General features: G+C 64.1%; 15 protein-coding genes. 11 read left to right on the top strand and 4 right to left on the bottom strand.

Annotated features, from left to right (window positions below):
* The first annotated feature begins 76 nt into the window (after positions 1 to 76).
* Positions 77 to 952, top strand: a complete 876-nt coding sequence (gene mazG, locus AAK988_RS01685) for a nucleoside triphosphate pyrophosphohydrolase (RefSeq protein WP_369873095.1) — start codon at positions 77 to 79, stop codon at positions 950 to 952.
* Here the strand turns inward: mazG and AAK988_RS01680 are convergent.
* Positions 949 to 2,631, bottom strand: coding sequence for an amidohydrolase (locus AAK988_RS01680; protein WP_369873096.1), 1,683 nt, complete (start codon positions 2,629 to 2,631; stop codon positions 949 to 951). The two genes, mazG and AAK988_RS01680, sit on opposite strands and share 4 nt — an antisense overlap.
* 704 nt (positions 2,632 to 3,335) lie before the next feature.
* On the opposite strand from AAK988_RS01680, the gene arcA reads away from it, so the two are divergent.
* The 9 genes from arcA to AAK988_RS01635 all read left to right on the top strand — a co-directional run bounded on the left by arcA (position 3,336) and on the right by AAK988_RS01635 (position 15,324).
* The gene (arcA, locus tag AAK988_RS01675) at positions 3,336 to 4,559 is read left to right on the top strand and encodes an arginine deiminase (RefSeq protein ID WP_151431072.1); all 1,224 of its coding nucleotides are present in this window, start codon (positions 3,336 to 3,338) and stop codon (positions 4,557 to 4,559) included.
* Positions 4,560 to 4,753: 194 nt separating this feature from the next.
* Positions 4,754 to 5,752 carry an ornithine carbamoyltransferase gene (gene argF / locus AAK988_RS01670; protein ID WP_135971391.1) on the top strand — a complete coding sequence of 333 codons (999 nt, stop codon included), beginning with the start codon at positions 4,754 to 4,756 and terminating at the stop codon, positions 5,750 to 5,752.
* A 206-nt stretch (positions 5,753 to 5,958) separates the two neighbouring features.
* Positions 5,959 to 6,915 (top strand): carbamate kinase, encoded by a 957-nt coding sequence (arcC, locus tag AAK988_RS01665; protein ID WP_135971392.1) that lies wholly within the window; start codon positions 5,959 to 5,961, stop codon positions 6,913 to 6,915.
* 322 nt (positions 6,916 to 7,237) lie between these two features.
* On the top strand, positions 7,238 to 8,383 hold the full coding sequence (locus AAK988_RS01660; RefSeq protein ID WP_028026562.1) for a serine/threonine protein kinase: 1,146 nt from the start codon (positions 7,238 to 7,240) through the stop codon (positions 8,381 to 8,383).
* A gap of 257 nt (positions 8,384 to 8,640) precedes the next feature.
* Entirely contained in the window at positions 8,641 to 9,771 is a 1,131-nt protein-coding gene (locus AAK988_RS01655) for a DMT family transporter (RefSeq protein ID WP_135971393.1), read from the top strand.
* Positions 9,772 to 10,022: 251 nt separating this feature from the next.
* Positions 10,023 to 11,360, top strand: coding sequence for an MFS transporter (locus AAK988_RS01650; RefSeq protein ID WP_369873097.1), 1,338 nt, complete (start codon positions 10,023 to 10,025; stop codon positions 11,358 to 11,360).
* Between the two features lie 379 nt (positions 11,361 to 11,739).
* On the top strand, positions 11,740 to 12,321 hold the full coding sequence (locus tag AAK988_RS01645; RefSeq protein WP_135971394.1) for a TetR/AcrR family transcriptional regulator: 582 nt from the start codon (positions 11,740 to 11,742) through the stop codon (positions 12,319 to 12,321).
* A 287-nt stretch (positions 12,322 to 12,608) separates the two neighbouring features.
* Positions 12,609 to 13,754 (top strand): serine/threonine protein kinase, encoded by a 1,146-nt coding sequence (locus AAK988_RS01640; RefSeq protein WP_028026562.1) that lies wholly within the window; start codon positions 12,609 to 12,611, stop codon positions 13,752 to 13,754.
* Positions 13,755 to 13,974: 220 nt separating this feature from the next.
* Complete coding sequence (locus AAK988_RS01635; protein WP_369880298.1) at positions 13,975 to 15,324, top strand: MFS transporter; 1,350 nt, start codon at positions 13,975 to 13,977, stop codon at positions 15,322 to 15,324.
* A 295-nt stretch (positions 15,325 to 15,619) separates the two neighbouring features.
* Here AAK988_RS01635 and AAK988_RS01630 read toward each other — a convergent pair whose 3' ends face one another.
* Complete coding sequence (locus tag AAK988_RS01630; RefSeq protein ID WP_369873099.1) at positions 15,620 to 18,961, bottom strand: hypothetical protein; 3,342 nt, start codon at positions 18,959 to 18,961, stop codon at positions 15,620 to 15,622.
* Between the two features lie 77 nt (positions 18,962 to 19,038).
* Entirely contained in the window at positions 19,039 to 19,359 is a 321-nt protein-coding gene (locus tag AAK988_RS01625) for a hypothetical protein (protein WP_369873100.1), read from the bottom strand.
* Positions 19,360 to 19,504: 145 nt separating this feature from the next.
* On the opposite strand from AAK988_RS01625, the gene AAK988_RS01620 reads away from it, so the two are divergent.
* The gene (locus AAK988_RS01620; protein ID WP_369880297.1) at positions 19,505 to 20,629 is read left to right on the top strand and encodes an RNA polymerase sigma factor; all 1,125 of its coding nucleotides are present in this window, start codon (positions 19,505 to 19,507) and stop codon (positions 20,627 to 20,629) included.
* Between the two features lie 224 nt (positions 20,630 to 20,853).
* Here AAK988_RS01620 and AAK988_RS01615 read toward each other — a convergent pair whose 3' ends face one another.
* Entirely contained in the window at positions 20,854 to 21,225 is a 372-nt protein-coding gene (locus AAK988_RS01615) for a cytochrome c3 family protein (protein ID WP_369873102.1), read from the bottom strand.
* Between the last annotated feature and the right edge of the window lie 176 nt (positions 21,226 to 21,401).

Genomic DNA, 21,401 nt, shown 5'->3' with positions numbered 1-21,401 from the left:
CAGCGTGCTTCGTTGCCGCGCTGCGCCACAGCGTCGCGTTATAATGGCGCGAGAACCTCTCCGGAAAGGATACCCCATGACCGAGAAACGCGTTGCCGAGGTGGAAGCTGTGCCGCACCCCGCCTTTGATGAGTTCGTCGCCACCATTGAGGCGCTGCGGGCGCCCGACGGCTGCCCGTGGGATCGGGAGCAGACCCACAGGAGCATTGCCGGCAACATGGTGGAGGAGGCCTACGAGGCCGTGGACGCCATCGAGGCCGACGACGGCTCGCACATGCTGGAGGAGCTTGGCGACGTGCTTCTGCAAGTGGTGCTGCAATCGCAGATCGCCGCCGATGCGGGGGAGTTCACCATTGATGATGTGTGCCGGGTGGTGAACGAGAAGATCGTGCGGCGCCACCCCCACGTCTTCGGCGAGATGGAGGCCGGCGACGCCAATGAGGTGCTGGATGTGTGGGATCAGATCAAGATGGCCGAGAGGGAGGCCGCCGATGCTGCCGGGGCAGCGCCTGCGAGCTTGCTCGACGGCGTGCCGAAAAGCTTCCCGGCCCTGAAGCAGGCCCAGAAGATCTCGCGCAAGGCGGCCTCGGCCGGCTTCGAGTGGGAAACGGTTGACGATGTGTGGGCCAAGGTGGACGAGGAGGTAGCGGAGCTGAAGGCCGCCTACACTGCCGCTCCTAAGTCTGCCAACGGCAAAGTAGACGGTGGCGCCGATCCGCAGGCCCTGGCCGCCGTGGAGCTGGAGATGGGCGATGTGCTGTTCAGCCTCGTGAACGTGGCCCGCAAGATGGGCGTGCAGGCCGAGGAGGCCCTGCGGGCCACGTGCGGCAAGTTCCGCGCTCGTTGGGCCTTTATGGAGGGAGCCGCCGCCGGCCAGGGCCGCCGCGTGGAGGATCTTTCCATGGAGGAAATGGAAGGTCTCTGGCAGATGTCCAAGGCCCTGGAGGGCTAGGCTTCGTACACCTTGCGGCCGCCCACGTAGGTGGCTTGCACCCGGGACTTTTGGATGTCCTCGGGGGCCAGGGCGAAGGGGTTGGGGTCCAGCACCACCATATCGGCGAACAGGCCGGGGGCCAGCAGGCCCACCTCGTCGGCCCGTTGAGCCGCCAGGGCGCTGCCGGCCGTGTAGGCCCGCAGTGCCTCCGCGAGCGTGATGCGCTCAGCGGGCAGCCAGCCGCCCTCAGGCTCGCGGCTGTCGGCGTCGCGGCGGGTGACAGCGGTGTACACCGCGGCGATGGGGTCGATGTCGGTAACAGGGGAGTCGGTGCCGAAGGCCAGCACGGCTCCGGCGTCCAGCAGGCTGCGGAAAGGCCACATGTAGGGTACGCGCGCAGGTCCCAAATCGCGCTCGGGGCCGCCCGGATCCAGGGTGATGTGGCGGGGCTGCACGCTGGCCACGATGCCGGCCGCGGCCAGTCGGGCAATGTCTGCGGGTTGGAAGTTCTCCAAATGCTCGATGCTGTGGCGGGGCGGCACCCCATCGCTTCCGTCGTCGGCCACAGGGTGTCGCTCGAAGATGTCGATGCAGCGGTGGATGGCCTCGTCGCCGATGGCGTGGATGCGCACGGGCGCCCCCTCGGCTGCCGCCGGCGCCACCAGACCCTCCATGATCGCGGCATCCACGGTGGGGCGCCCGCAATCGCCCTCGAAGCGGGCGTTGCTGTAGGGGTCGTGCACCCAGGCAGTGTGCTGGCTGGACACCCCGTCGAAGAACTGCTTGAAGCCCCGAGCCGACAGCAAGGGACCGGTGTGGGTTTCCCGCAGGGCCGCCAGACGCCCGCGGTCTTCCAGCAGGGTGGGGAACATGGACACGCGCAGGGTGAGCTCGCCGGCCTCTTCCAGGGCGGCGAAGAGGTCGTCGCGCACGAAGTCGAGCCCGGGCATGGCCATGAGCGACACATCGCACACCCCGGTAATGCCGTGCTCATTGCAGTAGGCCTCGAAGGAGCGGTAGGCATCCAGCAGCTCCTCCTGCGTGAACTCCGCCACGATGCGGGGCATGAGCGCCATGGCCGCCGCCTCGCGCACGATGCCCGTGAGCCGTCCCTCGCCATCGCGGTCGTAGGAACCGCCTGCCGGCGGCTCACTCTGTTCGGATATGCCCAGCCGCTCCAAGGCGCAGCTGTTCAGCCACAGGGTGTGGGCATCGCCCGAGTACATGGCCACGGGCCGGTCCGGATAGACGGCGTCCAGGGAGGCGCGGCTCGGCATGACGGGCGGGCTCCACAGGTAATCGCGCCAGCCCTGGGTGAGCAGCCACGAGCCGGCGGGGCGCCGGGCCGCCAGGGGTGCCAACCGGGCCACGGCATCGGCCTCGCTGTCGCCTACGAAGCGCTCGGCCAAAGGGGAGAGGTACAGGGCGGAATGGAAGACGTGCATGTGCGCATCGTGGAAACCGGCCATGATCAGCGCGTCGCCCCAATCTTCCACGGGCGTTTCCTCGCCGCGCAGCCCCGCCGGCAGCGCTTCGGGATCGCCCACCCAGCAGATGCGGTCGCCGCGCACGGCTACGGCCTTGCGGGCGGGGGCTTCTTCGCTGCCTGTGAACACGGCGCTACTCACGTATATGCAGTCGGCCGCCGTCGCGGGGTTCTCGATGGCCGCGTCGACGGGTTGGCACGGAATGTCCATGGTTCACGCTCCTGTTCTCGCGCTGGCTTACGGCACGAAGTATACGCCCTCGCGCGAAATTGTTCACGTGCACTACGACTTTTTTCGTTGTGGGCTGGGAAAAGAAAAAGACCGCAGCAAGACAGGAAGGGCGAGATAATGCATTCTCACAAAATGCCTCCCTGTCAATAAACATGACCATATTTCTATTATATCTATGGAAGATCGGTCTTGACCTGGAGAAATGTTAATCAGCCTGTGCCGCTCACCTGGCATATCTTCCAAACGCCCCATTGCCGGATGGAAATATGCTCCATTCGTAGAATTTGATTGAATAAGTAAGTGATTGGGATTTTTTTATTGCATGTGAACAAAAATGGTGTTACTTTGAACCCGTCGATAAATCCGACTGCGGCCGAGAAGACTAGGGGAGCTGCGGGGGATCGTCGATGCGCAAGGTTGTCATCCGATCTATCTGCTTCGGGTTGCTTTGCTTGACCTGGGGCAGGGGAGTGTTCTAAGGGGCGTTTATTCGAGGTGTAGGGATTCATCGGGGGCTGTAAACACGAGTTATACCCTCATCTAATCCTACTTTACCTCTTCCCTTTGGCGACGTTTCTGAGACATTGGATGCGCCGTCGCGCTGACCGCGATGGGCTGAGGCTCAAGGCCGTCAGCTTCTCAACTATGATGGTGCGCAGCAACGCGCCGGATTGGAGAGTCACATGCAAGGAGTAAACGTCAAGAGCGAGATCGGCAACCTCAAGAAGGTCATCTTGCACCGTCCCGGCGACGAGCTGCTCAACCTCACTCCGAACACGCTGGAGGAGTTGCTGTTCGACGATATCCCGTTCTTGGAAGTTGCTCAGGCCGAGCACGACGCGTTCGCCGACATCCTGCGCGGCGAGGGCACCGAGGTCGTGTACCTCGAGGACCTTATGACCGAGGTTATCGACGCGAACCCCGAGCTGCGCGAGCAGTTCCTCGACCAGTGGATCTTCGAGGCCGGCATTCGCACCGATATCTACAAGAACATCATCAAGGATTACATCAACGCCGAGTACGCCGGCACCAAGGACATGGTCATGAAGACCATGGCGGGCATCAACCTTCAGGAGCTGCCCGGTTCTGACACCCACCTCTTGGTGGACATGGTGTCCGACCGCTGCAAGCTCGTGTGCGCTCCCATGCCGAACCTGTACTTCACCCGCGACCCGTTCGCGATGATCGGCAACGGCGTGTCCATCAACCGCATGTACGCCCACACCCGCAACCGCGAGACCATCTACGGCGACTACATCTTCCGCTATCACCCGGACTTCGCCGGCACCCCTACCTACTACGATCGCAACGACACCTTCCACATCGAGGGCGGCGACATCCTGAACATCAACGAGCACGTGCTGGCCATCGGCATCTCCCAGCGCACCGAGCCCGATGCCATCGACGCCATCGCCCACAACGTGTTCAACGATGAGACCTCCTCCATCGACACCATTCTGGCGTTCAACATTCCGAACAACCGCGCCATGATGCATCTGGACACGGTGTTCACCCAGATCGACTACGACAAGTTCACCATCCACCCCGGCATCATGGGACCTTTGACCGTCTTCGAGATCACCCCCGACGGCAAGGGCGGCACCAAGATCCGCGAGCGCGATGAGGAACTGGAGAAGGTGCTCTCCGAGTACGTCGGCCAGCCCGTGCAGCTGATCCCCTGCGGCGGCGGCGACCGCATCGCCGCGGAGCGCGAGCAGTGGAACGACGGCTCCAACACCCTGTGCGTCCGCCCCGGCACCGTGGTCGTGTACCAGCGCAACAACGTCACCAACGACGTGCTGTACAAGAACGGCATCAACTGCCTGGAGATGCCCTCTGCCGAGCTCTCCCGCGGCCGCGGCGGCCCGCGCTGCATGTCCATGCCGGCCTGGCGCGAGGCCCTGTAGGCTTAGCGCACAGCCGCGCACCCCGCCCCGGCGCCAGCGTCCGGTGCACCCGCGCCCTCGGGCGCATCCTGTAACGGCTTTTCCGGCCCAGTCTAGCCAGCCAGCGCTGGGCCGAAAAAGACGCGTGGGTTCCCCTGGTTCCCAGGGGGCCCGCGCGATATAACTTTCACTCTTTTCTCGGGAAAGGAAACAACATGCCTATCAATCTCAGCGGTCGCCCGTTCCTGCGCCTCCTGGACTTCTCCACCGAGGAGATCGACTACCTGCTGAAGCTCTCCAAGAACTTCAAGGACCTCAAGCGCACCGGCACCCCGCACCGCTACCTGGAGGGCAAGAACATCGTTCTCCTGTTCCAGAAGACCTCCACGCGCACCCGCTGCGCCTTCGAGGTGGGCGCCATGGACCTCGGCATGGGCGTGACCTACCTGGATCCCGGCTCCTCCCAGATGGGCAAGAAGGAGTCCATCGAGGACACCGCCCGCGTGCTCGGCCGCTTCTACGACGGCATCGAGTTCCGCGGCTTCGCCCAGACCGACGTTGAGGATCTGGCCGCCAACGCCGGCGTGCCGGTGTGGAACGGCCTGACCACCGAGTGGCATCCCACCCAGATGCTCGCCGACATCCTGACCGTGCAGGAGAACTTCAACTACGACATCAAGGGCAAGACCCTGGTGTTCATGGGCGACGCCGCCAACAACGTGGCCCGCTCGCTGATGGTCGTGTGCTCCAAGCTGGGCATGAACTTCGTGGCCTGCGGCCCGAAGGAGAACATGCCCGACGCCGAGCTCGTCGAGACCTGCACCGCCATCGCCGCTGAGAACGGCTGCACCGTGAAGTGCACCGACGACGTGGCCGAGGCTTGCACCGGTGCTCATGTCATCTACACCGACGTGTGGGTGTCCATGGGCGAGCCCGACGAGGTGTGGGCCGAGCGCATCAAGCACCTCGAGAAGTTCCGCGTGACCAAGGAGGTCATGGCCATGGCTGACCCCGAGGCCATCTTCCTGCACTGCCTGCCGGCCTTCCACGACACCAACACCACCATCGGTGCCGACATCGCCGAGCGCTTCGGCGTCACCGAGATGGAAGTGGAGGACGAGGTGTTCGAGTCCAAGGCCTCCAAGGTCTTCGACGAGGCCGAGAACCGCATGCACACCATCAAGGCGGTCATGTACGCCACCCTCTGCGGCTAAATCGCTTAAGCGGGGAACGGGCCTGTGCGGTCCGTTCCCTTCCTTACTGTTTGCCAACGGACGTCATACGGGACGATGCCCGAAGTGGTGTCACCGTAGAATCGAATCCGTTGCATGTTCCATGTATCTTGTAACCGCTGTCTCGCCTCACTTACATGCAACCTATGGCTGGCACGCGGTTCATCGAAACGATTGAGGTGAAGTAAATGGCTTACGAAAAGGGCAACGGCAAGACCGTCGTCATCGCCCTGGGCGGCAACGCCCTCGGCAACACGCCCCAGGAGCAGCTGGAGCTGGTGCAGAACACCGCCAAGCACATCGTCGACATGATCGAGGAGGGCACCAACGTCGTCGTGTCCCACGGCAACGGCCCCCAGGTCGGCATGATCAACAACGCGTTCGCCTACGCCGCGGCCCACGACGACAAGACCCCGGACATGCCCTTCCCCGAGGCCGGCGCCATGAGCCAGGGCTATATCGGCTACCAGCTGTCCCAGGCCATCCTGAACGACGTGAAGTCCCGCGGGATCCCCCGCTCCACGGCCTGCATCGTGACCCAGACCGTGGTGGACGCCGACGACCCGGCGTTCCAGAACCCCACCAAGCCCGTGGGCGCGTTCATGGACGAGGAGACCGCCAAGGCCAAGGCCGAGGCCATGGGCATCACCGTGAAGGAGGACGCCGGCCGCGGCTGGCGCCAGGTGGTGGCCTCCCCCATCCCCAGGCGCATCGTCGAGTTCGACGCCGTGAAGGACCTCGTGGACGGCGGCTACATCGTCGTGTCCACCGGCGGCGGCGGGGTGCCGGTGTTCGAGACCGAGGGCGGCTACGTGGGCACCCCGGCCGTCATCGACAAGGACCGCTCCAGCGCGCTCATGGCCTCCGAGCTGGGCGCCGACATGCTGGTGATCCTCACCGCCGTGGAGAAGGTGTGCGTCAACTTCAACACCCCCGAGCAGGAGCAGATCTCCGAGATGACCGTGAGCCAGGCCCGCGAGTACATCGAGCAGGGCCAGTTCGCCCCCGGGAGCATGCTGCCGAAGGTGGAGGCCTGCATCGAGTACGTGGAGAAGTTCCCCGAGGGCAAGGCGCTCATCACCTCGCTGGAGTGCGCGGCCGCCGGCCTGCGCGGCGAGACCGGCACCGTCATCGTCGCCGACTAAAGCTGTACGGAGACGGCGTCTCCCCGCGTTTCGCCGTCTCCTCCCATAGGGTCGCTCCCTCGGCGCGACCCACCATAAGAGCGAAAGAGAGCGCGTTTTCCGCGAGGGTGGAAAACGCGCTCTCTCGCTTTATTCGTATGCACAACGAGTCAACAAAAAAATATCTCCCAAACTGGGAAGTTTTTTGTTGCAGGTGAACAAAAATGGTGCTATATTAACGGCATCGGCAAAGACAGTCCGATCACTTTTCTGGCTTTGCCGATTCATCCTATTCCTCATCGTCGCGAGCATGGTTAAGGCATGCTCAAGAAAGGAATGAACCATGGCAAAGATCGTCAGCTCTTGGAACGACTGGGACCCGCTGAAGCGCGTCATCGTCGGCCGCTGCGACAACTCCGTCATCCCGCCGGAGGAGCCCGCCACCTCCGAGAAGGTGCCCGTTGACTCCGAGATGCGCGGCATGTGGGGCCTGCGCCCGCTCGAGACCGTCGAGCGCGGCAACGAGTGCCTCGAGAACCTCGTGAAGATCCTCGAGGACCGCGGCGTCGTCGTCGACCGCCCGACCCCGCTGCAGTGGAACCAGGCCATCGGCACCCCGGACTTCCGCAACGACTCCATGATGACCTGCATGCCCCCGCGCGACATCCTGCTGACCATCGGCAACGAGATCATGGCCGCCGCCAACTCCTTCCGCTGCCGCTACTTCGAGTACCTGGCCTACTGGCCCCTCATGGAGATGTACTTCGAGCAGGACCCCGACTTCAAGTGGACCCAGGCCCCCCGCCCGCGCCTGACCGACAAGTCCTACAAGCACAACTACTACGACGAGAAGATCACCCTGGAGGAGCGCCTCGAGCGCACCGCCGCCAAGGACTTCGTGACCACCGAGGTTGAGCCCATGTGGGACGCCGCCGACGTGATGCGCATGGGCAAGGACCTGTTCATCCAGCACGGCCTGACCACCAACCGCGCCGCCATGGACTGGTTCCAGCGCTACTACCCCGAGTTCCGCGTGCACGCCGTGAACTTCCCGGGCGACCCCTACCCGATCCACATCGACGCGACCTTCGTGCCGCTGCGCCCGGGCCTGATCATCAACAACCCGCACCGCCCGCTGCCCGAGCCGCAGCGCGCCATCTTCGAGGCCAACGACTGGCAGATCGTCGAGGCCGCCGACCCGGCCCACACCGAGCCGCCGGCGCTGTGCTACTCCTCCGTGTGGCTGTCCATGAACTGCCTGGTCCTCGACCCGAAGACCGTCATCGTGGAGGCCTCCGAGGTGCACCAGCAGGAGCAGATGGACAAGCTGGGCATGAACGTCATCCCCTGCGACCTGCGCGACGCCTACCCGTTCGGCGGCGGCCTGCACTGCTCCACCGCCGACGTCTACCGCGAGGGCGAGTGCCTCGACTACTTCCCGAACCGCGTCGAGGATCCCACCCTCGTGCGCCCCGAGATGTGGAAGTAAGCACGACCTTTGCCAACTCTCAGCCGCTGAGGGCAGCGGCCTGAGAGAAGCCTTCCGATCGGGACAGCTGAGGGCAGCTGCCTGACGGAGACCTAGAAAGAAAGGGGAACAGGTTTCAACGCACCGTGCGCGGCCTGTTCCCCTTTTTTCGTACCTCGTTAAGGGCAATCGGGGCACGAAAAGGTGGTGCCGATCATGCGTCGGCGCCACGACCTACATTCTCATTCACCTCAGAGGGAAAGAAAAAGGAGGGAAGTATGGCTCAGGATAAAATCGCTCCTCAAGGCGAGGGCAACGGCTTCCAGATGAACTATGCCAAGGGCCTCATCTTCATGCTCATCTCGGCGACGGGCATGGGCTTGGTGCCGCTGTTCTCGCGTTGGGCCACGCGCGTCAACATGTTCGACGGAACCGAGGGTCTTGCTGCCGGTGACTCCATCGGCGCCCTTATGGCCTGCGGCCGCATGGGCATGGGCGTGCTGTTCTTCGTTATCTTGCTGTTTGCCACCAAGAAGGTGCAGACGTTCAAGGAACTGAAGCTCACCCCCGCCATCGCGCTCGGTGGTCTGATGATCGGCATGTCGCTGGCCTGCTACGTGACGTCCACGCTGCTGACCACCGTGGCCAATGCCGTTATGTTCATCTACACCGGTCCGGTGATCTGCGTGCTGTGCGCCCGTATCTTCCGCAAGGAGCCCATGAGCGGCCTGCAGTGGATCTGCCTGCTGATCGTGTTCATCGGCATGCTGTTCGGCGAGGGCCTGCTCGGCTTCGGCGTGGGCGGCCAGGCATTCGGCCTCGACTTCAACCTCGAGACCTCCACGCCCGAGTTCCCGCAGAAGGGCGTGGGCGACGCCTTCGGTCTTCTGTCCGGTCTGTTCTACGGCCTGTCCATGTTCTTCAACGGCTACCGCAAGGATGCCGACACCACCGCCCGCGGCGTGTGGAACTTCATCTTCGCCGTGCTGGGCGCGGGCATTATCACCATCATCCTGAACTCGCTGGGCAGCCAGCCCGGCATGGAGAACTGGGCGCTGTCCGTCCACTTCACCACCTTCAACTGGATTGGTGCGGTGCTCCTGTGGATCATCTGCGGCCCCATCGCCCTGGGCACCCTGCTCGTGGCTGGCCGCAACCTGCCGGCTATGGACTACGGCACCATCGCCTACTGGGAGGTGCCCGTGGCCATCTTCATCGGCATCGTGATCTTCGCGGAGCCGATGACCATCAACAGCTGGCTTGGCGTGCTGCTCATCTGCGGCGGCGGCGCCTTCCCCACGGTGAAGGCCATGCTCGCTCGCAAGGGCACCGGCTCGGTCGACCAGAAGACGCTCGAGAGCGTTCAGGCCGAGAACCAGGCCGAAGTGGAGACCCAGGATCTGCCGTAAGGCTGGGGTTTTCGCTGATCTGCCCGCAAGCCCGCGGATGAACCAAAGCGATTCACGGCTTTTCAAAACGTGTAAAGGTGCTGGCTGGCACTATAGAGACTCCTAACAGGAGGAGTGCAAGCGAGCACAAGGAAATGGAGGTCCGCATATCTGTGAGAGCAGAGGTGCGGACCTCTCTGTCTGAAAGGGGATGGTTCTCGTGAGAACCACGCAAAGCAAAAAGGGGTTTGGGAAGGATCTGGGTGATTTCCATGGCATCTAGTGACACAGTGACTGCGATCCACAGCGAGGAAGACGAGCACGCGACGCTGCGCCGTGTGGCGGTATCTTCCTTCCTCGGCAACTTCATCGAGTGGTTCGACTATGCGAGCTACTCGTACTTCGCGACAGTTATCGCGCTGGTGCTGATGCCGCCGGGCGACCCGACGGTGGCCCTGCTGGAGACCTTCGGCGTGTTTGCGCTGTCGTTCCTCATGCGTCCGGTGGGCGCGTTCTTCTGGGGCCACATGGGCGATAAGAAGGGTCGTAAGTGGGCCCTGGCCACCTCCATTCTCATGATGTCGGCCGCCACCTTCGTCATCGGCCTTTTGCCAACCTACGAGGCGGTGGGCATTCTGGCCCCCGTGCTGCTGCTTGCCCTGCGCATGGTGCAGTCCTTCTCCGCTTCCGGCGAGTACGCCGGCGCCGCTACGTTTCTGGCCGAGTACGCCCCGGCCAACCACCGCGGCCTGTACTGCTCGCTCGTGCCCGCCTCTACGGCTGTGGGCCTGCTCGTAGGCTCCACCTTGGCCACGCTCATGTTCGTGAACTTCGGCCATGATTCGGCCTTCGTGACCGAGTGGGGCTGGCGTATCCCGTTCCTTCTGGCCGGTCCGCTCGGCATCATCACGCACTACATCCGCACCCGCGTGTCCGACTCGCCGGTGTATCAGGAGATGCAGGACAAGCTGGAGGCCAAGGGCGAGTCCGACGACCAGCCCATCAAGCTGCTGCTGACCAAGTACCTGCGGCCGCTTATCATCTCGTTCGGCGCCTGCATGCTGAACGCCGTGGGCTTCTACGCTGTGCTCACCTACCTGCCGAACTACCTGCAGGACACCGTGGGCTACGATGCCGGTGCCTCGTCGCTCATCACCACCATCTGCCTGGTGGCCTACGTGGCGTTCATCTTCTTTTCCGGCAAGATCTCCGACCACTTCGGCCGCAAGAAGATGCTCATCATCGCGTCGGTGGGCTTCGTGATCTTCACGGTGCCGGCATTCTATCTACTGAACACGATGAACTTCGCGATCATCCTGATCGCCGAGCTGTTCATGTGCCTTTTGCTCACTATCAACGACGGTACGCTCTCGAGCTATCTGTCCGAGACGTTCCCCACCGAGGTGCGCTATTCCGGCTTCGCGCTGAGCTTCAACTTCGCCAACGCCATCTTCGGCGGCTCGGCATCGTTTATCTCCATCGCGTTGATTCAGGCGACGGGCAATCCCATCGCGCCGGCGTGGTACATGGTGGTCATCTCCGTGGTGGCGCTTGTTGCCATGTGCATGACCCACGACAACTCCAAGAAGAAGCTGACGGACATCGAGTAAGAGGCGCTGCGCGACAGGGGAAGTTGCGCGGAACGCCGCGTCGTCGGCTTCGTGCGCCCGGGCGGTTGGGGAGGGCCGCTCGGGCGCATTTTCTTTGGGCGTTCGCCCGGGCAGTGCGGCGAGGGGGTGCTCTCGGGTTTCAGGATGGGGGTTGTCGGCTGCGGGCCCGAACGGGATTGTCCGGGAATTCCCTCGTCCCAAAGGCGGCCGGGGTGGACATGGTGCCAACAGGGTCCCCTCTTCTTGTTCGGCTGCACAACCAACTCCGATATGGGAGTTTGCTTCAGGTTTTGCGAAAAATAAGCTCTATCAGGGCTTACAATCGTAGTGCATTTCTGTTAAAGTCGCACAAACGCCAATCACTTGAAAAGAGACTGCCATGACCAAACCATTGGCCAAACCCAAGTCCCTGAAGGCCCAAATCACCCGCACGTCGCTGGTGCTGGCTGCAGCGGCTCTGCTGCGCGAGCGCGGCCCGGAGGCGGTGACCTACCGCAAGGTCGCCGAATGGGCCGGTGCCGCCTCGTCTTCGGTAGGCTACTACTTCGATTCTGTGACCGACCTCTTGTACGAGGCGGGCTGCTACAACATCGAGCTGTGGATCGCCCGGGCCGAGAAGGTGGCCCAGGTGGCTGACGGCCTGGAAGGCGAGGAATGCCGCCGTCGGGTGGTCGACCTGCTGCTGGAGGCGTGCCTGCCCGACGACAGTGTGTCCATGCCGGCTCACTACGCCCAGTTGATCGCCGCTTCCGAGGCTCCGGTGGTCACCGAGGCCTACCGTAAGGGGCGCGAGGCCCTGGATGCCGCCGTGAACCGCATCCTCGTTGACGCCGGTGTGGGGCTCACCCCTTCGGTTGTCGTGGCGCTCGTGGACGGGGGAGCGGTGAAGGCCATTTCCGAGGGCTATGAGGTGCGCGAGATCGTGCGCACGCTGCTGGAGTCGGCCATCAACGGTCGCTAGGGGCGTTGTTCTCGCCGGGGGCGTCGGGCGAGGGCTCCTGCTCGCGCCGCTGCCGCTCGCTCCGTCGCCATCAAGGGAGCATCCATGGGCTTGGGCATCTGCGGCAGCGATGCGAGGCGGTGCCCAAGATCCGTATCAGCAAATGGGCTCGGCTCATGATGTTTTTCTGAGTTATAAGGTAAAATTTCGGTAAAAGGCTTTTGTGCAACTGCAAAAAATGGTATAAAGGATGCGCCCCCCAACAACGGGGCGCATTTTGCTGCTAGATGAGAGATAGGAGCACATTTATGGCAAAGATCGTCAGCTCTTGGAACGACTGGGACCCGCTGAAGCGCGTCATCGTCGGCCGCTGCGACAACTCCGTCATCCCGCCGGAGGAGCCCGCCACCTCCGAGAAGGTGCCCGTTGACTCCGAGATGCGCGGCATGTGGGGCCTGCGCCCGCTCGAGACCGTCGAGCGCGGCAACGAGTGCCTCGAGAACCTCGTGAAGATCCTCGAGGACCGCGGCGTCGTCGTCGACCGCCCGACCCCGCTGCAGTGGAACCAGGCCATCGGCACCCCGGACTTCCGCAACGACTCCATGATGACCTGCATGCCCCCGCGCGACATCCTGCTGACCATCGGCAACGAGATCATGGCCGCCGCCAACTCCTTCCGCTGCCGCTACTTCGAGTACCTGGCCTACTGGCCCCTCATGGAGATGTACTTCGAGCAGGACCCCGACTTCAAGTGGACCCAGGCCCCCCGCCCGCGCCTGACCGACAAGTCCTACAAGCACAACTACTACGACGAGAAGATCACCCTGGAGGAGCGCCTCGAGCGCACCGCCGCCAAGGACTTCGTGACCACCGAGGTTGAGCCCATGTGGGACGCCGCCGACGTGATGCGCATGGGCAAGGACCTGTTCATCCAGCACGGCCTGACCACCAACCGCGCCGCCATGGACTGGTTCCAGCGCTACTACCCCGAGTTCCGCGTGCACGCCGTGAACTTCCCGGGCGACCCCTACCCGATCCACATCGACGCGACCTTCGTGCCGCTGCGCCCGGGCCTGATCATCAACAACCCGCACCGCCCGCTGCCCGAGCCGCAGCGCGCCATCTTCGAGGCCAACGACTGGCAGATCGTCGAGGCCGCCGACCCGGCCCACACCGAGCCGCCGGCGCTGTGCTACTCCTCCGTGTGGCTGTCCATGAACTGCCTGGTCCTCGACCCGAAGACCGTCATCGTGGAGGCCTCCGAGGTGCACCAGCAGGAGCAGATGGACAAGCTGGGCATGAACGTCATCCCCTGCGACCTGCGCGACGCCTACCCGTTCGGCGGCGGCCTGCACTGCTCCACCGCCGACGTCTACCGCGAGGGCGAGTGCCTCGACTACTTCCCGAACCGCGTCGAGGATCCCACCCTCGTGCGCCCCGAGATGTGGAAGTAAGCTTCGCATCACCTCTGCGCGAGAGCGTTTTCAAGGAACCCGCTTCGGCGGGTTCCTTTTTGTTGGGAGTCTTTTCAAAAAATTGTGCACTTGCGTAATTGGATTTTCTCGTCTGCACAAAAGTCCTGATGTGGTAAGGTGTAAAGCTAAGTCAGGGCATTATTGAAAGGAGAAGCCATGACCGCTTTCTGTTTGACACCCGAAGGGGCGGGTGATTCCCATGAGTAACGCAACCCCCGTGAAGAGCACCACCTACGCCGAGGCTACCGAGGCGGAGAAGCATGCCGTTCTGCGCAAGGTGACGGGGTCTTCCTTCCTCGGTAACTTCATCGAGTGGTTCGACTACGCGAGCTATTCCTACCTTGCCACTGTTATCGCGCTGGTGTTCTTCCCCGACGACGACCACACGGTAGCCGTCATGATGACCTTCGGCGTGTTCGCCCTCTCGTTCCTCGTGCGCCCCATCGGCGCAATCTTTTGGGGCAACATGGGCGACAAGAAGGGCCGCAAGTGGGCATTGTCGGTGTCCATCTTGCTCATGAGCGGCGCTACGTTCCTCATCGGCTGCCTGCCGGGCTATGCCGTGCTGGGCGTGGGCGCGCCTTTGCTGTTGTTGCTGCTGCGCATGGTGCAGTCGTTCTCGGCGGCTGGCGAGTACGCCGGTGCGGCCACGTTTATCGCGGAGTACGCCCCGCACAATCATCGAGGCTTCTATTGCTCCATGGTGCCGGCCTCCACGGCCACGGGTCTGCTGGTCGGGTCGCTTCTGGCCACGTTCATGTTCTCGGTGTGGGGCGCCGATTCTGCCTTCGTGGTGGACTGGGGCTGGCGCATTCCGTTCTGGCTGGCACTGCCGCTGGGCTATATTACTCACTACATCCGCACGCATCTGGAGGATTCTCCGGTGTACGCCCAGATGCAGGATCGCATGAAGGAAATGGGCGAGAAGGTGGAGCACCCCATCCGTACCCTGTTCAAGAAGCACTTCAAGGTGCTGATCATCTCCTTCGGCGCCTGCGTACTGAACGCCGTGGGCTTCTACGCCGTGCTCACCTATCTGCCGAACTATCTGGAGACGACGCTGAACTACCCGGCGAGCGAGGCTTCTATCATTACCACCATCGTGCTGATCGTCTACATTGCCTTCATCTTCCTGTCCGGGCGCATTTCCGACAAGTTCGGGCGCAAGAAGATGCTCGTCGGCGCCTGCGTGGGCTTCATCGTGCTCACAGTGCCGGCCTTCATGTTGCTCGGCACGATGAATTTCGGTGTGATTCTTGTAGTGGAGCTGGTGATGTGCCTGGTGCTGACCATCAACGACGGCACACTGGCCAGCTACCTGACCGAGACGTTCCCGACCGACGTGCGCTATTCCGGTTTCGCGCTCAGCTTCAACCTGGCCAACGCCATCTTCGGCGGCTCGGCCTCGTTCATCTCGTTCTGGTTGATCGATGTGACGGGCAATGCCATCGCTCCGGCCTGGTACATGGTGGCCATCGCGGTTATCGCGCTTGTCGCCATGCTCATGACCCACGATCATTCCGGCAAGAAGCTCGACGACGTGAAGTAGGCTTTTCGGCGCCGTTGGCGGGAAAGCCTGCGGTACCGTGGTTATGCGAGATTGGCTGGCTGGCAAGGGACCCCGCATTGCGGGGTCCCTTTGTGTGCGGGATGACCGACGGGCCGCGGGGATGGCTAGCGCGCCGCAGGGGAAGGCTGCGAGGCCTGCGGGGACGGGCTGAAGCGTGCCAGCCGAGGGACAGGGAGTCGGGGATGGGCCGGATGTGTCCCGGTAGCCCCGGTGGCTTGGATGGGGATCGCCGGGTTTTCGCAGGGCGCCCGGGAACGATGGGGAAAGTGGCGCCCTATCCCCTGAGGGCGCCGTCCTGCTCGAGGCGGCGCTGTGGTGGCTCCGTGACGGTCCTCGGGTAGCGCGGGGTGCGGGTGAGGCGCCAGGCCCAGAAGAGGGCGACGAGCGCCGTAGCTCCGGCGAAGAACGGATCGACGGGGCAGAAACCGAGCGTGCCCAGGGCGATGGCGCACAACATGATGGCTCCCAGCACTGTGCCATCGAAAAGGGTAAAGCGAGCAGCACGGTTGCCAGCATCGCCCTGCGGGCTGGTGATGCCGCCGTCGTACGCAAGCCCCGCATCATCGGAGCCATCCTGCGCTGTGACAGTGGGGATGGGGTCGGAAAGCTGGGCGGCGACACGGTTCCGCAGTATGCCGCTGCCATCGGCTGCGCAAAGCAACCCTGCCGCTTCGGTGTCGTTTTGCGCTGCGGCATCGCTGCCGCCGTCACCGGCTTGCAGCCAGGGGGCATTGGGCCAACCGCTGCCCGCAGCTGCGCCCTCGCGCTGCTCGCGTTCGCTCTCGCGTTCAGCTTGGCGGCGCTGGCGCAGACGGCCGAGACTGTAGGCCGAGGCCATCAGCACCATGAGGGCGAACAGGATATGCAGAGGGCACGCCCCCAGGATGCCGCCGGTCTGGGGCAGCTGGCCGATGTGGTTCGCCAGGGTGGTGCGATGGCCGCTGACAGCGCTGCCCTTGCCGCTCGCGCCCCCGCCGTCGGCCGTTCCGGCCCCCAGCGTGCCGTCGGCCGTGTCGTCGCGCACGGTGATGGTCAGGCGCAGGGTGGTGGTGTTGCCAGCGGCGTCGGTGAAGGTCTGCTCGGCAATCCAGGTGCCGGGCCGGCTGCGGTCGATGGCCTCTGCGGGATTGCCCGCGCTGTTGAAGAGGCGTACGGGGCTGCGGCTGATGGTGCGGTCGGTGAGACCCGTGCCCACCACGTAGCGCTCGTCAATAAGCTGGGCCATCATGTCGGGTGTGACGGGTTTCGACGAAGTGGGCAGCGCCAGCTCGTCGTGGATCATCGCGTGGGTGAGGCCCGATGAGGAGTCGGTGACCACCTCGGTGGGCGTGAGCGGCTCAGGCGCCGTGGCGCCAGTGCCGTCGGGCTTCGGGGTGATCGTGGGGAAGGCGGGCGCCGTGGGGCCGGGGTTCGGGCCGGGATTGGGGTCGGTATCGCCCGGGCCCGGCATGTCGGGCTTATCGGGGTCGGGCTTGACGGGGTTGTCGGGATCTCCCGTACCAGGATTGCCAGGATTGTCGGGGCCATCGGGACCCGGATCGCCGGGGCCATCGGGTCCGTCGGGATTGTCGGGGCCATCCGGGCCGTCGGGGCCCGGGTCGATACTGGGGTCTCTCACTTCGAAGGGGGCGCTCACGTTGCCGGCGGCGTCTTCTGCCACGTAGAAGCCGGGCTGCACGGCGGGAAGCGTCTCCCGGGCATTGCCCTTTCCGTCGGCGAGCGTGAAGGCCCATTCGGTTCCCTCGGTCGCCGGAGATGCCGCAGTGTTGTCGCCCTCGGCTCCGAATGCAGTAGCGCCGGCGCTTGCGGGTGTCACGTTCTCGGCAGTCAGGGGCCGGCCGTCGGCCTTCACCTGGCGTACCTTCCACACGCCCGAGGTGGCCTTGTCCGAGCCGGCCGCGGCCTCGTCGCTGGCGGTCAGCGTGTTCGCGTCCGCGTCCCAGGAAAGCGTCGGTGCCTGGGTGTCGATGCGGATGGTATCGGTGCCCTTGCTGGACACGGCGCCCGACGCGCTGGACGCTTGCAGGGTGATCGGCAGCCCGTCGGTGTCGTCGGCGCGCACCCACGCCTCGCGGTCGCCCAGCTCGCCGAGGGCGGTTCCGTCGGCTGCCGCTACGGTGAAGCGGTCGAAGTCGCCGGCGTAGAACGTCACGCGTACGGGCGAGGTGGCGCTGTTGTTCCACCCGTTCTCGTTTGCCCGGGGCAGGCGCGTGTAGTGGAAGTCCTTGCCTGCGCCGGAGGCGGGATCATCGGGGTCCACGTCGTCGGGCGCCGGCTTCAGGGGCTGCTCGGCCAAAAGCTCCACGGTCTTGAACTGGCTGCCCTGGAACGAGTCCTCCACCAGCTCGTGGCTGACGGTGACGGCTTGGCCGCCGGCTTGGTTCACGCGGGCGTAGTAGGTGACGTTGACCGCCTGGTTGCCGGTGAGGGTGATGGGCACGCCGTTGGCACCGGAAAGCGTGTTGGGGCCCGCCGCCGTGGCCACGGTGGAGCCGTTCACCTGAAGGGGGTGGGTGCTGTCGGCGAAGGGCTCGATGCCCCGGGTGGGGTTAGCTTCGGTGTCGGCCAGCTTCAGGTGCATGCCGAACTGCTCGCTGTAACCGCCAGCCGATGCCGCCGTGTTGCGATTGCAGATGGTGCAGCGCGCCTGGACCACCTCGTCGCGCTCGAGCACGTCGTCCTCGCCGACGAGGATGTCGTAGGCGTCGGTGGCGTCGTTGTAGCGGTACAGCGTGATGTCCGAGATCTCGGGATCGAGGTTGGGCAGCGTCATGGAGTCGAAGGTGGCCTCGAGCTGTAAGTTGGCGGGAGCCGATGGCTGAGGCGCGCCAGCGCTGGTGGTCCACTCGATGATTCCAACAAAATAAAGATAGGCGCTTGTTCCGAGATTTGTCCTCACGCTGGGGACATCGAGCGTGGAGCTCCCCACCTTCAATGTGGCCCGATCGGTGCGCGCATTGTAGGCGAACGACATTTGCTGTTTCCCCAGGGGCGCACTTGGCGGATTTTTAGGTGCATCTTTCTCCATGCCGTTGACTATTTCGCATAAGTATATGGTGGTGGCAGTTGAACTGGTGGACGAGCGCCATTCGGTCTTGTAGTTCCATGCGTAGCCCGATGAGGAGCTTAGCTCGGGTCCCCGGATGAATCCAGGGGCGAATTTCATCATGATTCTATCAATATTTTGATAAGAGAATCCGATGGGCAATCGTCCGCTGAAGCGAATCTCCCAGTTATGAAGAAGCGAAATCTTGTCGGTTGATACGAAACCCGCGGCACTTCCCCAGGCGCCGTAGTTGGTGTAGTGGCTATCATCGAGGGTCGAGGCCATGCGCATGGTGGATCCTTGGATAAGCGCCGGCTCGCCGAAGAGGTTGGTGGCTTTCAGGACCTTCGAGTAGTCTGTGGTGCCTGTGAGGGCCTCGGCGGTGCGCGGCGCGACGCCCTCGGTTGCGGGCAGGGCCGGCAGCAGGGCCACCGCGAGCAGGGCGGCCAGGGTGGCAGCCAGGGCGCGGTGGCCGAGGCGTGCGACGGCGGCGGTTGCGGGCCTGCGGCCCTGCGCTAGTGGTGTGCCGCTCCGCGTGGCGGCTGCTTCCCTTCTCTTTCCCCAGGTCATGATCGCCTCCTTGTGCAGGTTCCGCGCTTCCCCCGAGGGGGCGGAACGGGTGAATAGACAAAAATCCTGAGGGTTAATCAACCTGTTGGGGAAAATGGCTCAAAAAGTTCGGTATTTTTCATCGCTGGCGACTTCTTCGCGGCATGGGATCGGGGGAGTGCTCTGCCGTGACGCATGCTTTCTTGCGGTATCGGTGTCGTGCTGCTTCCAGCAAGAGGGCCCGCAAGAGACTTGGGAACCAAATCCCTCGTTTGCGCCAGGGTATTCGCTTCTGGTGTCAGAAACAAGGGGTTTGGTTCCCCTGAAAACGCCGGTTTGGTATCGTTGGCGGCAAAAGCCCAGGTCGCGTTTGGCTCAAAACGCTCCTTTGGTATACGAAGGGGAACCAAACTCGCCATTTGAGCCCCTTTTGCCGGCTGCGCTGTCGCAAAAGGGCGGTTTGGTTCTCGGATTGCATCGGATGCTCGGCGATGCGCTATAATGCGCGGCGAGTTGGGCGGGGCGACTCCGTTTCGGCGGGAGCCCGTGATGGATGTGGCGAAGATGGAGTGGCGAAGGGGGGCGACAGTGCGCGAGGCGGGGCGACGACGGGATGTGGCGACACTGGTGCGCGCGGCCCAGGCTGGCGATCGGCGCGCGTTCCACGAGTTGTACCTGCGCACGGCCCAGATGCAGTATTTCGCCATCGTGGGCCGGGTGGGGCGGGAAGCGGCGCCGGACATCCTGCAGGAGCTGTACCTGGTGGCGTGGAGCAACCTGGATGCCATCGAGCCCGCCGCCTTCGTGGGCTATCTGAATGCCACGGCACGGAACTTGTGCAAGCGCCATTTCAAACGGCAGGGCACCAGTAAGATGCCGCTGCCCACCGAAGACGAGATGCTGGAAGCGGCTGGCGCCGAGCGTGCGGTGGTGGCGCCGGCGGCGGCCGACCCGGCCCAGCGGGCCGACGAGCGCGACGAGGCGGCGCGATTGGCGCGGGCCCTGCGCGAGGAGCTAACCGACCAGGAGCGCGATGCGGTGCTGATGCGCTACTACCAGGACATGAAGCTGGACGAGATCGCGGCCTCGCTCGCAGTGTCGCGGGCCACGGTGAAGCGCATCTTGAGCCGGGCGCTGGCTACGCTGCGGCGCAAGATGGGTCTGCTGCCGCTGGCGCCGGCGTTCTCGGCGCTGCTGGAGCAGGCGGTGGAGGTCGATCGGGCTCCCGACGGATGGCTGCGCTGCGCGCGCGTGCCGTCGCGACGGGGCCGGGATGGGGCGACGAAGCTGGTGGGTGTCGCGGCCGTGCTGCTGGCTGTGGGCGCCGTGCTGTTCGCCGCAGGGGCGCCGCGTCCCGAAGTGATCTTCGAGCAGCCTGCTCCCTTGGCCCAGCCCGCCGTTGCCGACACCCAAGGTCCCGTGCTGGTGGAGAGCGACGTTCGCGATGGCGTGACCGTCTTGCGACTTGCCGACGAATCTGCCGTGGTCGAAGTGTACTGCCTCGCCGCTGACGGCCAGCGCTTCGAAGCTGCTCCGGAGCGGGCGGCCTCCGAGAGCGCTCCCTCTGCCGCCGAAACCCTCTGGCATCTGGAGCTCCCCACCGGCACCTACGAGCTGCACGCTCGCGATGCGGTCGGCAACCAATCGGTGGGAACCCTTGCTGCTGCCGTAACCCCCGACGCGTTCTAGCCTGGTTCCCGCCTTGCGCAAAGCGGGGGGGGGTGCTCTTCTGGCGCTCATGGGCGTCGGCGAAGACGAGCGGGCGGTGTCGCGAGACCTGCTCTCTGCCGAGGTGCGCCATGTCTTCTGGCAGTATGTTCGAGCGGGCTTCGGCGGGTTCCGAAGAGGCCCCCGCAGTTTGCCTGCGGGGGCCTCTTCGCTGGGGAGGAGGGATGGTCGGTTGGGGTGCGGGACTACTGGGCGGCCTCTGCCGGGGCCTTCACGCCGGGGAGGTTGTTGGACTTGGCCATGGACAGCCAGCCCTCGGGCACTTCGGCCTGGGCGTGGCACTGGGTGCAGTACATGACCGAGGCGCGATGGGCCTTATGGCAGGTGGTGCATTCAAGCTCCTCGTGATGGGCCCAGTGGGGGTTGTAGGTGCCCATGTCGGCCGTAAGCTCGTAGAGGTCGTCGCGGGTGAGGTGGTGGCAGCTCTCGTTCAGGCACAGCTCATCGATCTGGTGGAGGATTTCGAGCCGTTCGCGTAAGAGATGTTCGGGCTCTGAGGTGCAACAGAGCGTCGTGGTCGCCAGGGCGCGAAGGGCGCTACGGGAGAACCCCTGCAAGGTGCAAGAAACCCCGCTGCCGAAATGAGGGCTGCAGCGGGGTTCTTACCTCAGAGGGCCTGCGGGTAGGGCGACCGCAGGATGTGCGGGGGCGGTTAACGCCCGGATGTTAGCGGATGATGACGGGCCAGTCGCTCATGGTGGGCCTCCTTGGATCCGGTGCTTTCGATGGCTTA

Origin of the sequence: Adlercreutzia muris (assembly GCF_041223505.1) — a bacterium.
GTDB lineage: Bacteria > Actinomycetota > Coriobacteriia > Coriobacteriales > Eggerthellaceae > Adlercreutzia > Adlercreutzia muris.
This window is presented reverse-complemented; position numbering and strand designations above follow the sequence as displayed.

Bases quoted from the DNA above. Each gene is read 5' to 3' on its own strand.
- mazG (WP_369873095.1), top strand. From the start codon at position 77: ATGACCGAGAAACGCGTTGCCGAGGTGGAAGCTGTGCCGCACCCCGCC.
- AAK988_RS01680 (WP_369873096.1), bottom strand. From the start codon at position 2,631: ATGGACATTCCGTGCCAACCCGTCGACGCGGCCATCGAGAACCCCGCG.
- arcA (WP_151431072.1), top strand. From the start codon at position 3,336: ATGCAAGGAGTAAACGTCAAGAGCGAGATCGGCAACCTCAAGAAGGTC.
- argF (WP_135971391.1), top strand. From the start codon at position 4,754: ATGCCTATCAATCTCAGCGGTCGCCCGTTCCTGCGCCTCCTGGACTTC.
- arcC (WP_135971392.1), top strand. From the start codon at position 5,959: ATGGCTTACGAAAAGGGCAACGGCAAGACCGTCGTCATCGCCCTGGGC.
- AAK988_RS01660 (WP_028026562.1), top strand. From the start codon at position 7,238: ATGGCAAAGATCGTCAGCTCTTGGAACGACTGGGACCCGCTGAAGCGC.
- AAK988_RS01655 (WP_135971393.1), top strand. From the start codon at position 8,641: ATGGCTCAGGATAAAATCGCTCCTCAAGGCGAGGGCAACGGCTTCCAG.
- AAK988_RS01650 (WP_369873097.1), top strand. From the start codon at position 10,023: ATGGCATCTAGTGACACAGTGACTGCGATCCACAGCGAGGAAGACGAG.
- AAK988_RS01645 (WP_135971394.1), top strand. From the start codon at position 11,740: ATGACCAAACCATTGGCCAAACCCAAGTCCCTGAAGGCCCAAATCACC.
- AAK988_RS01640 (WP_028026562.1), top strand. From the start codon at position 12,609: ATGGCAAAGATCGTCAGCTCTTGGAACGACTGGGACCCGCTGAAGCGC.
- AAK988_RS01635 (WP_369880298.1), top strand. From the start codon at position 13,975: ATGAGTAACGCAACCCCCGTGAAGAGCACCACCTACGCCGAGGCTACC.
- AAK988_RS01630 (WP_369873099.1), bottom strand. From the start codon at position 18,961: ATGACCTGGGGAAAGAGAAGGGAAGCAGCCGCCACGCGGAGCGGCACA.
- AAK988_RS01625 (WP_369873100.1), bottom strand. From the start codon at position 19,359: ATGGCGAGTTTGGTTCCCCTTCGTATACCAAAGGAGCGTTTTGAGCCA.
- AAK988_RS01620 (WP_369880297.1), top strand. From the start codon at position 19,505: ATGGAGTGGCGAAGGGGGGCGACAGTGCGCGAGGCGGGGCGACGACGG.